Origin of the sequence: Kitasatospora sp. NPDC057904, from assembly GCF_042887925.1 — a bacterium.
Lineage (GTDB): Bacteria > Actinomycetota > Actinomycetes > Streptomycetales > Streptomycetaceae > Kitasatospora.
Window position 1 is genome coordinate 279,260 of sequence record NZ_JBHVOL010000004.1, and the last position, 13,435, is coordinate 292,694.

Genomic DNA, 13,435 nt, shown 5'->3' on the forward strand with positions numbered 1-13,435 from the left:
CTGACGTGGACGGCGTGATCCTCGGGGAGGACCAGCGGCTCCTGGAGGGTGAGTTCCTCGACGTCCGCGAGGCCGGTCTCCCGGCCGGCCGTCAGCGCCATGTCCACCAGCGCGGCCCCTGGCAGCACCGGGGCGCCGAGCACCGTGTGGTCGGCGAGCCAGGGCTGCTCCGCCGCCGACAGCCTGCCGGTGAACAGGACCGTCTCCGCCGTCGGCACGTCCACCTCCGCACGCAGCAGGGGGTGCGGCAGGTCGCGCTGCCCGGCCCGGTGGGGCTGCCCCGCCTCGCCGTCCGTGGATGGGGCGAGCCAGAAGCGCCGGCGCTGGAAGGGATAGGCCGGCAGGTCGACGAGCCGGGGCCCGGCCGCGGACAGGTACGTCCGCCAGTCCACCGGTACGCCGTGCACGTGCAGCCGGGACAGCGCCGTGACGAGCGTCTCCTCCTCCGGCCGGCCGGCCCGGACCGCCGCCAGTGCCACCGCGTTCCTGCCGGTGAGACAGCTGTCCGCCATCGGCGTCAGCGCGGCGTCCGGCCCCAGCTCCAGGAACGAGTCCACGCCCTGGGCTTCGAGGGTGCGGACGGCGTCGAGGAAACGCACCGCGTGGCGCGCGTGCCGGGCCCAGTAGTCGGGGGAAGCCAGCTCCTGCGCCGTGACCACGTCCCCGGTCAGCGTGGAGACCAGCGGGATACGCGGCGGCCGGTGGTCGACGCGGCGCGCGACCTCACGGAAGGCGTCCAGCATGCCTTCCATGTGCGGGGAGTGGAACGCGTGGCTCACCCGCAGCCGCCGGGTCTTGCGCCCGCGCGCGGCGAACCCGCCCGCGATCCGCTCGACCTCCGCCGCGTCCCCGCTGACGACGACCGAGGACGGGCCGTTGACCGCCGCGACGGCGACCTTGTCGCGCACGCCGTCCACAGCCGCCAGCACCTCGGCCTCGCTCGCCTCGACGGCCGCCATCGCGCCGCCCGAGGGCATCCCCTGCATCAGCCGGCCGCGCTCGACCACCAGTAGCGCGGCGTCCGGCAGGGACAGGCAACCGGCGACGTGCGCCGCGGCCAGCTCTCCCACCGAATGGCCGGCGACGCAGTCCGGCCGCACACCCGAGTGCTCCAGCAGCCGGAACAGCGCCACCTCGAAGGCGAACAGCGCCGGCTGCGCGTACGCGGTCCGGTCCAGCAGATCCTCGTGCCCGGAGTCGCCCAGGATCACTTCCTTCAGCGGACGGCCCAGACGGACGTCCAGCTGTTCGAGCACCGCGTCCAGCGCCTCGGCGAACGCCGGGAACGCCTCGTAGAGCGCCTTCCCCATCCCCGGGCGCTGACTTCCCTGACCGGTGAACAGGAACGCGACCTTGGGCCGGCCGGCCGTACCGCGCACCAGACCGGGCGCGGTACCGCCGTCCGACAGCGCGCCCAGCGCCCGGCGCACCTGCTCTCGGTTCCTGGCCACGACCACCGCGCGGCGGCCGAGCGCGGCACGGCGGCTCAGTGACCACGACAGGTCGGCGAGCGGTACGTCGGTCCGCTCGTCCAGGTGCGTGAGCAGGCCGCGCGCCTGCGCCCGCAGCGCGTCGTCGCTCTTGGCGGACAGCACCCACGGCAGGGCGACGCGGGAGTCCAGGGCCTGCGTGCCGTCCACGGGGCGGCGGGTCTCCGTGGGGGGCGCCTGTTCGAGGATGACGTGGGCGTTGGTGCCGCTGACGCCGAAGGAGGAGACGGCGGCGCGGCGTGGGCGGTCGCTGTCGGGCCAGGCCCGGTTCTCGGTCAGCAGACGGACGGCGCCGGCCGTCCAGTCGACGTGCGGGGTGGGTTCGTCGACGTGCAGGGTGCGCGGCAGGACGCCGTGCCGCATGGCCATCACCATCTTGATGACACCGGCGACGCCGGAGGCGGCCTGGGTGTGGCCGATGTTCGACTTCACCGAGCCCAGCCACAGCGGCCGGTCACCGGAACGGTCCTGACCGTACGTCGCCAGAAGGGCCTGCGCCTCGATCGGATCGCCCAGCGTGGTCCCGGTCCCGTGCGCCTCCACGGCGTCCACGTCCGACGGCGACAGCCGGCACTGCGCCAGCGCCTCACGGATCAGCCGCTCCTGCGAAGGACCGTTCGGCGCAGTCAGCCCGCTGCTCGCCCCGTCCTGGTTGACCGCGGAGCCCCTGATGACCGCGAGCACGGGGTGGCCGTGGCGTTGCGCGTCCGACAGGCGCTCCAGCACCAGGACGCCGGCACCCTCGCCCCAGCCGGTGCCGTCCGCGGCTGCGGCGAACGGCTTGCACCGGCCGTCCGCGGCCAGCCCGCCCTGCCGGCTGAACTCCACGAACACGCCGGGGGTGGACATGACGGTCACCCCGCCCGCCAGCGCCAGGGAACACTCCCCGGAGCGCAGCGCGTTGACCGACAGGTGCAGCGCCACCAGGGAGGACGAGCAGGCGGTGTCCACGGTCACCGCGGGACCGGTCAGCCCGAACGTGTAGGACAGCCGGCCGGACGCGACACTGCCGGCGCTGCCGTTGCCGAGATAGCCCTCCAGCTCCTCGGGCGCCTCCCGCAGCCGTCCGCCGTAGTCGCTGTACATCACCCCGAGGAACACGCCGGTGCGGCTGCCCCGTAAGGCGTCGACGTCGAGATGCCCTCGCTCGAACCCCTCCCAGGCGAGCTCCAGCAGCAGGCGCTGCTGGGGGTCCATCGCGAGCGCCTCGCGCGGACTGATCCCGAAGAACTCGGGATCGAACTCGGCGCAGTCGTGGAGGAATCCGCCCATCCCGGCGTGCGACTTGCCCGGCCGGCCGTCACCGGTGCCCAGCAGCCGGTCGAGGTCCCAGCCCCGGTCGGCCGGCAGCGGGGACAGCGTGTCGCGGCCGTCGGCGACCATCTGCCACAGCTCCTCGGGACTCCGCGCGCCGCCCGGGAACCGGCAGGCCATGCCGACCACGGCAATCGGCTCCCGGGCCCGTGCCTCGACCTCGTCCAGACGCGCCTGCGTCTGCCGGCCGTCCGCGATCGCCCGCTTCAGGTACTCACGCAGTTTGGTCTCGTTCGTCACGTGTTCCGCTCCTTCCCGTCCGGTCGGCCAGACGGCCAGTCACTTCGCCTGCAGGAAACCGTTGTCGACCAGATCGAAGAGTTCCTCGTCGGTAGCGGCGTCGAGTTCCGTGCCCGAGGCCGGGCCGGGCTGCCCGGTCAGCTCGGCCAGCAGCTCCGCCAGGCGTGCCGCCGCCCGTTCCCGCACCTCGTCCCGCAGGGCCGTGCCCCGCAGGCCGTCCGCCAGCCGGTCGAGGCCGGCGATGACCGCCTCCGCCGCACGGTCCTCGTTCCCGGCCAGCAGCGTGCCCAGGTGACAGGCGACGGCACGCGGCGTGGGATGGTCGAACACGAGCGTGGTCGGCAGCCGCAGCCCGCAGGCGGCGGCGAGCCGGTTGCGCAGCTCGACCGCGGTCAGCGAGTCGAACCCCATCTCCAGGAATCCCCGGGTGTCGGAGATGTCATCCGCGGACCGGTGTCCCAGCACCGCCGCGACCGTGGAGCACACCAGCTTCAGCAGGACCCGCTCGCGTTCGCTCTCGGACAGGGCAGCCACGCCTTCCAGCACGGCCGGCTCCACGGCGCCCGCACCGGAGCGCCCGGACGGCACCGCCTTGGGTCCGGCCAGCGCGCGCAGCACCGGTGGGACCGCGCCGGACGCGGCCCGCGCCCGCAGCGCCACCGGGTCGAGCCGCATGGGCACCAGGACCGCGTCATCGGCCGTCAGCGCCCTGTCGAAGAGTTCCAGGCCCTGCTGCGACGACAGGGGGCGCATCCCGGAACGCGCGATCCGGGCCAGGTCCGCCTCCGCCAGGTGCCCGGTCATCGCGCTCTGCCGCTCCCAGAACCCCCAGGCCAGCGACAGCGCGGGCAGGCCACTCGCCCGGCGGCGCTGTGCCAGCGCGTCCAAGGCCGCGTTCGCCGCGGCGTACGCCCCCTGTCCGGCCGTCCCGAGGACCCCCGACGCCGACGAGAACAGCACGAACGCGGAGAGGTCCGTCCCCCGGGTCAGCGCGTCGAGGTGCTCGGCCGCGTCGGTCTTCGGGCGCAGGACGCGGCTCAGCCGGTCGGGTGTCACGGAGGTCACCACCGCGTCCTCCAGGACCCCGGCGGTGTGGATCACCGCGGTCAGCGGCGCATCGGCGGGTATCCGGGTCAGCGTCGCCGCCAGGGCGTCCCGGTCGGCCACGTCACACGCCGCCACCTCCGCCTCGGCCCCCAGCGCGGACAGCTCCGACACCAGCTCCGCCGCACCCGGGGCCGCCGGTCCCTGACGGCTCACCAGCAGCAGCCGCGCTGCCCCGTGGGCGGTGACCAGGTGGCGGGCGACGAGGCCGCCGAGCATGCCGGTGCCGCCGGTGATCAGGACGGTTCCGCCGGTGAACGGCCGCCGCGCACCGCGCTGTTCCGCGGGCCGGTCCGACGCGGCCAGCCGGGGCAGCATGACCTCGCCGGCGCGCACGGCGACCTGTTCCTCCCCGGTGGCCAGCGCCGCCGCCAGTTGCTCGGGGGAGATGCGGCCGGTGTCCACGTCCACCAGGACGAAGCGGTCCGGGTGTTCCGTCCGAGCCGTCCGCACCAGGCCCCAGACCGCCGCCTGCGCGCTGTCCGGGACGTCCCGCTCCCGTGCCGCGACCGCGCCGCGGGTCACCAGGACCAGCCGCGACGAGGCGAGGTGTTCGTCGGCGAGGTAGGACTGGACCAGGCTCAGCGCCCGCCCCGCCGTCTCCCGCACGGACCCCTCCCCGCCGGCGGAACCGGCGGCGGAGTCCGGGACGCAGGACGCCACCACGACCTCGGGCTCCGCCGCACCGGAACGGACGTGTTCGCCCAGGGCGGCCAGATCGCGGTGCCGGCGCACCTCGGTGCGGTGGTCCGCCGACGGCGTGTCCGAGGGCTCCTCGTATCCGGGAACGGCACCCACCAGCGCCCACCGCGCGGGCGGTTCGGCCCGCCGGGCGGGCGCTGCGGTCCAGTCGAGGCGGAACAGCCCGTCGTGCCGGGACAGGCCGTCGTGCCGGGACAGCCGGGCCGGGCCCAGCTGAGCGGGATCGACCGGCCGCAAGGCCAGCGAACCCACCGAGGCCACCGGGCTGCCGGACGAGTCGGTGAGCGTGAGCGTCACCGCGTCCGGCCCCACGGGCGCCAGCCGTACGCGCAGGGCGCCGGCCCCGGCCGTGTGCACGGACACGTCGCTCCACGAGAAGGGCAGCCGGGCCGCCGCCCCCTCGCCGTCGTCCGAGCCGGTCAGCGCGACGGTCTGCAGGGCCGCGTCCAGCAGCGCGGGGTGCAGGCCGAACGACTCGGCGTCGGAGAGGTGCTCCTCGTCCAGCCGCACCTCGGCGAAGACGGCGTCCCCGAGCCGCCAGGCGGCCCGCAGCCCCTGGAAGGCGGGACCGTACGCGTACCCCTGGTCGGCCAGCCGGGCGTAGTGGCCGCCCACGTCGACCGCGACCGCGCCCGCAGGCGGCCACGCCCCGCTCTCCACCGGAGCGGCGGGCTCTTCGGCGACGAGGAGACCGGTCGCGTGCCGCGTCCAGGGCTCGTCGTCCCCGACCCGGGAGTGCACGGTGACGGACCAGCCCTCGTCCCCGGTCTCCGCCACCACCTGAAGGGTCACCGCCTCGTCGCCGGACAGGAGGAGCGGAGCCTGGACGGTCAGTTCCCGCACCCGCCCGGCGTTCAGCAACCGGCCGGCGTGGTGCGCCAGTTCGAGGAACGCGGTGCCCGGCAGGAGGACGGCGCCGTGCACGGCGTGGTCGGCGAGCCACGGCTGCGTACGGACCGATATCCGTCCGCTGAGCACCAGACCGTTCCCGGTCGCGGCGGCGACGACCGCCTTGACCAGCGGATGCCCGGCCGGGGACAGGCCCGTCGCCGAGAGGTCCGCGCTCGCGCCACGGTCGTCCAGCCAGTAGCCGCGCCGCTGGAAGGCGTACGTCGGCAGATCCACCCGGCGCCCGCCGCCCGCGAACACCCGGGCCCAGTCGAGCGCGGCCCCGTGGGCGTACAGCCTGCCCGCCGACCGGAGGAAACCGTCCGCCCCCGCGTCGTCCCGGTGCAGCGACCCGGTGACGAGCACACCGTCCGTCCCGGAGTGCTCCACGGTCTCCTGGAGCGGGACGGTGAGCACCGGGTGAGGGCTCATCTCCAGGAAGACGTCGTAACCGCTCTTCGCCAGCTCCCCGGTCACCTCCGCCAGCCGCACGACCTGGCGGAGGTTGCGGTACCAGTAGTCCGGCCCGAGCTCACCGGCGCCCAGGGCGGTGCCCGTGACCGTCGAGAAGAACGGCGTGCGCGGGGAGGCGGGCGAGACACCGGCGAGCGCTTCCAGCAGTTCGTCGCGCACCTCCTCGACCTGCGGGGAGTGCGAGGCGTAGTCCACCGGGACGCGGCGCGCCCGCACGCCGTCCTCGGCGCACCGGGCCATCAGGCCCTCCAGCGCGTCCGCGTCGCCGGACACCACCACCGAGGAGGGACTGTTGACCGCGGCCACGGACAGCCGCTCCCCCCACAGCCCGACGAGAGCCCCGGCCTCGGCCTCGCCCAGCGCGACGGTGGCCATCGCGCCCCGCCCGGCCAGCGCCCGCAGCGCCTTGCTGCGCACCGCCACCACGCGGGCCGCGTCCTGGAGCGAGAGGGCTCCCGCCACGCAGGCGGCGGCGATCTCGCCCTGCGAGTGGCCCACCACGGCGTCCGGCTCCACGCCCACCGAGCGCCACAGGGCCGCCAGCGACACCATCACCGCGAACAGGGCGGGCTGGACGACGTCCACCCGCTCCAGCCAGCCGGCGTCCGCCCCGCGCAGCACGTCGAGCAGCGACCAGTCCACATGCGACGCGAGTGCGTCGGCGCACTCCCGCAGGGCGTCCCGGAAGACGGGGGAGGAGTCCAGCAGGCCGACGGCCATGCCGGCGAACTGCGCGCCCTGGCCGGGGAAGACGAACACGGTCCGGCACCGCCCGGCCCCGGCGTCCTCCCTGTCGCGCGGCGGAGTGCCGGAGACGACCGCCGGGGACTCCTCGCCCCGGGACAGCGCCGTCAGCGCCCGCACGAACTCGTCCCTGCCGGAGCCGACGACCACCGCCCGGTGCGGGAAGGCCGCCCGGGTCGTCACGAGGGAGCGGCCGATGTCCGCGTCGGTCACCTCGCGGTGGGCGTCGGCATAAAGGGCCAGGCGCTGCGCCTGCGCCCGCAGCGCCTCGCGGCTCGCGCCGGACACCATCCATGGCAGGGTCCTCGTGACGGACGGGGCCGCATGCTCGTCCCCGTCGGTGACGGTGGTCTCCGTGGGGGGCGCCTGTTCGAGGATGACGTGGGCGTTGGTGCCGCTGACGCCGAAGGAGGAGACGGCGGCGCGGCGTGGGCGGTCGCTGTCGGGCCAGGCCCGGTTCTCGGTCAGCAGACGGACGGCGCCGGCCGTCCAGTCGACGTGCGGGGTGGGTTCGTCGACGTGCAGGGTGCGCGGCAGGACGCCGTGCCGCATGGCCATCACCATCTTGATGACACCGGCGACGCCGGAGGCGGCCTGGGTGTGGCCGATGTTCGACTTCACCGAGCCCAGCCACAGCGGCCGGTCACCGGAACGGTCCTGACCGTACGTCGCCAGAAGCGCCTGCGCCTCGATCGGATCGCCCAGCGTGGTCCCGGTCCCGTGCGCCTCCACGGCGTCCACGTCCGACGGCGACAGCCGGCACTGCGCCAGCGCCTCACGGATCAGCCGCTGCTGGGACGGGCTGTTGGGCGCCGTCAGCCCGTTCCCGGCACCCGCGTGGTTGACCGCGGAGCCCCTGATGACCGCGAGCACGGGGTGGCCGTGGCGTTGCGCGTCCGACAGGCGCTCCAGTACCAGGACGCCGGCACCCTCGCCCCAGCCGGTGCCGTCCGCGGCTGCGGCGAACGGCTTGCACCGGCCGTCCGCGGCCATACCGCGCTGCCGGCTGAACTCCACGAAGGCGTTCGGGGTGGACATGACGGTCACCCCGCCCGCCAGCGCCAGGGAACACTCCCCGGAGCGCAGCGCGTTGACCGACAGGTGCAGCGCCACCAGGGAGGACGAGCAGGCGGTGTCCACGGTCGCCGCGGGACCGGTCAGCCCGAGCACGTAGGAGGCCCGTCCGGCGGCCACGGCCGCAGTGCTCCCGGTCAGCCGGTAGCCGGCGACCTCGTCGTCCGGGTCCAGGCGCGAGGGGAAGGCGTACCCCTGGTGCGTCATCCCGACGAAGCCCGCGGTCCTGCTGCCCCGCAGGGACGCCGGATCGATGCCCGCCCGCTCCAACGCCTCCCAGGTGACCTCCAGCCACAACCGTTGCTGGGGATCCGTCGCGAGCGCCTCGCGCGGGCTGATCCCGAAGAACTCCGCGTCGAAACCGGACGCGTCGTCGAGGAACCCGCCGGTGCGCACATAGCTCTTGCCGGGGCGGCCCGGCTCCGGGTCGTACAGGTCCTCCACGTCCCAGTTGCGCCCCTGCGGGAACCCGGACACCACGTCGGCCCCGTCGCGGACCAGGCGCCACAGGTCCTCCGGGGACTCGACGTGCCCGGGGAACCGGCATCCCATGCCCACGATCGCGACCGGTTCGTGCTCCTTCTGCTCGGCGTGCTCCAGAAGTGCCCGCGTCTGGCGGAGCTCGGTGGTGACGAGTTTCAGGTACTGGCGAAGTTTGTCCTCAGTGCTGGTCACGAGATCCCAAGCTCCTTGTTGACGATGTCGAACATCTCGTCGTCGGTCGCCAGCATCAGGGCGTCGTCCTCCGGCGCCCCGGCGGTGACGAGGCCGGGCTCGGCCCATTTCCACAGCAGCGTCCGCAGCCGCGTGACGACACGGGCGCGCGTCTCGTCGTCGGCGTCCATCGCCTCGACCGCCGTCTCCAGCCGGTCCACGTCGGCGAGGACCGCGTCGGCCCGCACGCCCTCGGGGAGGACCTGCGTGCGCAGGTGCCGGGCCAGCGCGGCCGGGGTGGCGTGGTCGAAGACCACGGTCGTCGGCAGGCTCAGACCCGTGGCCTCGTTGAGGCGGCTGCGCAGCGTCAGCGAAGCCATCGAGTCGAACCCGAGATCCTGGAACGTCGCCGCAGCGCGGACGTCCTGCGCCGCGCGGTGGCCGAGGGCGGCAGCCGCGTGGGTGCGCACCAGGTCGAGCAGCAGCCGCTCCTGCTCCTCCCCGGACATGGACGCCAGCCGCTCCCGCAGCGCCCCGGCGCGCCCCGGCCCGGCGTCGCCGCGCAGCACGCGCTGTGCGTCGGGCAGGTCGTTCAGCAGCGCACGCGAGCGGGACGCGCCGTACGCGGGCGCGAACCGCTCCCAGTCGACGGCGGCGAAGGCGGTGGCGGTCTCGTCGCGGTCGAGCGCGGCCCGCAGACCCGCGAGGGCCGTCTCCGGAGCCATCAGCGGGACACCGCGCCGCAGCAGCAGCTCGCCCGACCCGGCGGCCATCCCGCCGCCGCCCCAGGCGCCCCAGGCGACCGAGGTCGCGGCGCGCCCTTGTGCCCGGCGGAAGCTTGCCAGGGCGTCGAGGAACGCGTTGGCCGCCGCGTACGCCGCCTGCCCGGTGTTGCCCCACAGCCCGGCGCCGGAGGAGAAGAGGACGAACGTGTCGAGGGGCCGGCCGCAGCCGTCGAAGACGGCGTCGAGGTTCCTCGCCCCCGCGAGCTTGCCGGACATCACCTCGGCCATCTCGGCGAGGTCGCACCGCGCCAGCGGTTTCTCCTCCTGGACCGCGCCCGCCGCGTGCACGACGGCGGTGACCGGACGGTCCTCGGGGAGCGACTCGACGACCCGGCGCAGGTCGTCCCGGTCGGTGATGTCGCAGGCCACGACGGTCACCTTGCTGCCCAGCCGGAGCAGGTCGGCCTCCAGCCCAGCCGCGCCGGGCGCGGCGGGCCCCCGGCGGCTGAGCAGCACCAGGTGCGGGACGCCCTGGCCGGCCAGCCACCTCGCCACCTGCGCGCCGAGTCCGCCCGTCCCCCCCGTCACCAGGACGCTGCCCGTGGCCTGCCAGACGCGCCGCACCGGCGTCTCGGCCGAGGGGGAGCGCACCAGACGGCAGCCGAGGACGCCATCGGCCCGCACGGCCAGCTGGCTCTCGCCGCCCGGCTCGGCGAGGACCGCCACGAGGCGCGACAGCGCGGTCTCGTCCACCGACTCCGGCAGATCGGCCAAGCCGCCCCACCGGTCCGGCCATTCGAGCGCCGCCACCCGCCCCAGCCCCCACACGGTCGCCTGCGCCGGGCGCCGCACCGGGTCGGGGCCGACCGCCACCGCACCCTGGGTGAGACACCACAGCGGGGCGCCGGTCCCGGTGTCGCCCAGCGCCTGCCCCAGCACCACCGTCGCCGCGAGGCCGCAGGTCAGTGCAGAGCTGTCCGGCAAGGGCCGCTCGTCCACGGCCAGGAGAGACATCACACCCGTGAACGGCTGCTCCCCGGCGGCCTCGCGCAGCCGGCGGCCGAGAGCCGTCCGGTCGGTCCCCGTCACGGCATCGAGGCTCAGCCGGACGACGTCGTCCGCCCCGGCGCGCCCGAGCGCCGCCGACAGCTCGTCCGCCGGGCAGGCGACGCCCTCCGGCAACACGACCAGCCAACGGCCGGACACCCGGGGCGCGGTGGGCGCGGGCAGCGGCGCCCAGTCGACGCGGTAGCGGTGATCGTCGACCCGGGCCGAGGCCCCGTCACCGCCCGCGGCCTCCAGCCAGTGGCGCCGGCGCTGGAAGGCGTAGGTGGGCAGCGGCACCGTCCGGGCGTCGGTGCCGGCGAGCACGCCCGCCCAGTCCACCCCGACGCCCCGTACGTGCAGCCGTCCCAGCGCGGCCTGCAGGGTCCGCAGCTCGGGCTCGTCCCGGTGCGAGACCGCCGTGAAGACGAGGTCGCCGCCGTCGGCGCACTCCTGGCCCAGTGCGGCGAGCACGGCGTCCGGACCGAGTTCCAGGAACGTGGTGACGCCCTCGGCCTGAAGGGCGCGGACCGCGTCGAGGAACCGGACGGTGTCCCGCGCGTGCCGCGCCCAGTACTCGGGGGTGCACAGGTCCCCGGCCGCCACCACGGTGCCGGTCAGCGCGGACACCACCGGGATCCGCGGAGCGTGCAGGGACACGGTCCGCACCACGGCGGCGAAGTCCTCGGTCATCGCGTCCATCCGGTGCGAGTGGAACGCGTGGCTCACCCGCAGCGGCCGCGTCTTCCGTCCCCGGCCGGCGAAGTGCGCCGCCACCTCCGCGACGGCGTCCTCGTCACCGGCAACCACCACCGAGGCGGGGCCGTTCACCGCCGCGAGCCCGGCACGCCCGGGCCGCTGTGCCAGCAGCGGCGCCACCTCCTCCTCGGACGCCTGCACCGCCGTCATCGCGCCTCCTCGCGGCAGCGCCTGCATCAGCCGGCCCCTGGCCGCGGCCAGGGTGGCCGCGTCCGCGAGCGACAGCACCCCCGCGACGTGCGCCGCGGCCAGCTCGCCGACGGAGTGGCCGGACACGAGATCAGGGCGCACACCCCACGACTCCACCAGCCGGTACCAGGCGATCTCGACCGCGAACAGCGCAGGCTGGGTCCAGACCGTCTCGTCGAGCAGTCCCTCGGTGCCGGGGCCGCCGAAGACCACGTCGCGCAGCGGCCGGCCGAGATGCCGGTCCAGTTCGGCGCAGACCGCGTCGAAGGCGTCGGCGAACACCGCATACCGCGCGTACAGGTCCCGTCCCATGCCCACCCGCTGCGCGCCCTGACCGGTGAACAGGAACGCCAGCTTGCCGTCGGACACCGTGCCGCGTGCGCCCGAGGCGGGCACCTCGCCCTCGGCGAGGCGGCCGAGGCCGTGCACCAGCTCGGCACGGTCCGCCGCGACGACGACCGAGCGGTGGTCGAAGGCCGACCGCGTCGTGGCCAGCGAGTACGCCACGTCGGCGAGGCGCAGGGCAGGGCCGTCCTCCACGTACCGGCCCAGCCGCCCGGCCTGGGCCCGCAGCGCTTCCTCGCCGCGGGCCGACACGAGCCACGGCAGCGGGACGCCCTCGGCCTCGGGCGGGCGCTCGTCGCCGCCCCCGCCGCTGTCCGGGGCCTCCTCCACGATCACATGCGCGTTGGTGCCGCTGATGCCGAAGGACGACACCCCCGCGCGGCGCGGGCGCCCGGGGTCGGGCCAGTCCCGGGTCTCGGTCAGCAGCTCCACCGCCCCGGCCGACCAGTCCACCCGGGTCGAGGGCTTGTCGACGTGCAGGGTCCCGGGCAGCACACCGTGCTGTAACGCCAGCACCGTCTTGATGACCCCGGCGATGCCCGCCGCGGCCTGGGTGTGGCCGATGTTCGACTTCACGGAGCCGAGCCACAGCGGGCGTTCACGGTCATGGCCGGCGACCGCGAGGATCGCCTGCGCCTCGATCGGGTCGCCGAGCGGCGTGCCCGTGCCGTGCCCCTCGATCATGTCGATGTCCGCGGCCGACAGCGCCGCGTCGTCGAGGGCCTGCAGGATCACCCGCTGCTGCGACGGCCCGTTCGGCGCCGTCAACCCGCTGCTCGCGCCGTCCTGGTTCACCGCGCTGCCGCGCACCACGGCAAGGACACGGCGTCCGTTGCGGTGGGCGTCCGACAGCCGCTCCAGGAGCAGCACCCCGGCGCCCTCGCTCCACCCGGCCCCGTCCGCGGAGTCGGCGAAGGACTTGCAGCGCCCGTCCGGGGCGAGCCCGCGCTGACGGCTGAACTCCACGAACGTCGACGGGGTCGACATCACTGTCACACCGCCGGCCAGGGCCAGCGAGCACTCGCCCCGGCGCAGCGCCTGGACCGCCAGGTGCAGGGCCACCAGCGACGACGAGCACGCCGTGTCCACCGTCACGGCGGGCCCCTCAAGGCCCAGCGTGAAGGAGATCCGGCCGGAGGCGACGCTGCCCGCGCTGCCCGTGCCGAGGTAGCCCTCCGCCTCCTCGGACGCCAGGCCCGGCCGGGAGCCGTAGTCGTGGTACATCACACCGGCGAAGACCCCGGTCCTGCTGCCGCGCAACGACAGCGGGTCGATGCCGGCCCGCTCGGCGGCCTCCCAGGACGTCTCCAGCAGCAGCCGCTGCTGCGGGTCCATGGCGAGGGCCTCACGCGGCGAGATACCGAAGAACCCCGCGTCGAACTCCGCGGCGTCGTACAGGAACCCGCCTTCCCGCGTGTACGAGGTTCCCGGCTGGTCGGGGTCGGCGGCGAACAGTGACGCCAGATCCCAGCCGCGGTCGCCGGGAAACCCCGACACCGCGTCCCGGCCCTCCAGGACCAGGTCCCACAGTTTCTCGGGAGAATCGACACCGGACGGGTACCGGCAGCTCATCCCGACGATCGCCACCGGCTCGACCGCCGCCCGCACGGCGTTCCTGAGCCGCTCGTTCTCCTTCAGCGAAGCCCGCAGGGCCTCGACCACCGCTTCAGGCGATGCGGTCATGATCCC

1 protein-coding gene and 1 pseudogene are annotated in these 13,435 nt (G+C 75.1%); both read right to left on the reverse strand.

The window, feature by feature from the left end; translation table 11 throughout:
• Positions 1-2: 2 nt before the first annotated feature.
• Positions 3-8,684 (reverse strand): annotated as a pseudogene (locus tag ACFVSN_RS13035) (SDR family NAD(P)-dependent oxidoreductase); the annotation flags it as partial.
• A gap of 17 nt (positions 8,685-8,701) precedes the next feature.
• Complete coding sequence (locus ACFVSN_RS13040) at positions 8,702-13,408, reverse strand: SDR family NAD(P)-dependent oxidoreductase (RefSeq protein ID WP_387955281.1); 4,707 nt, start codon at positions 13,406-13,408, stop codon at positions 8,702-8,704.
• Positions 13,409-13,435: the final 27 nt, after the last annotated feature.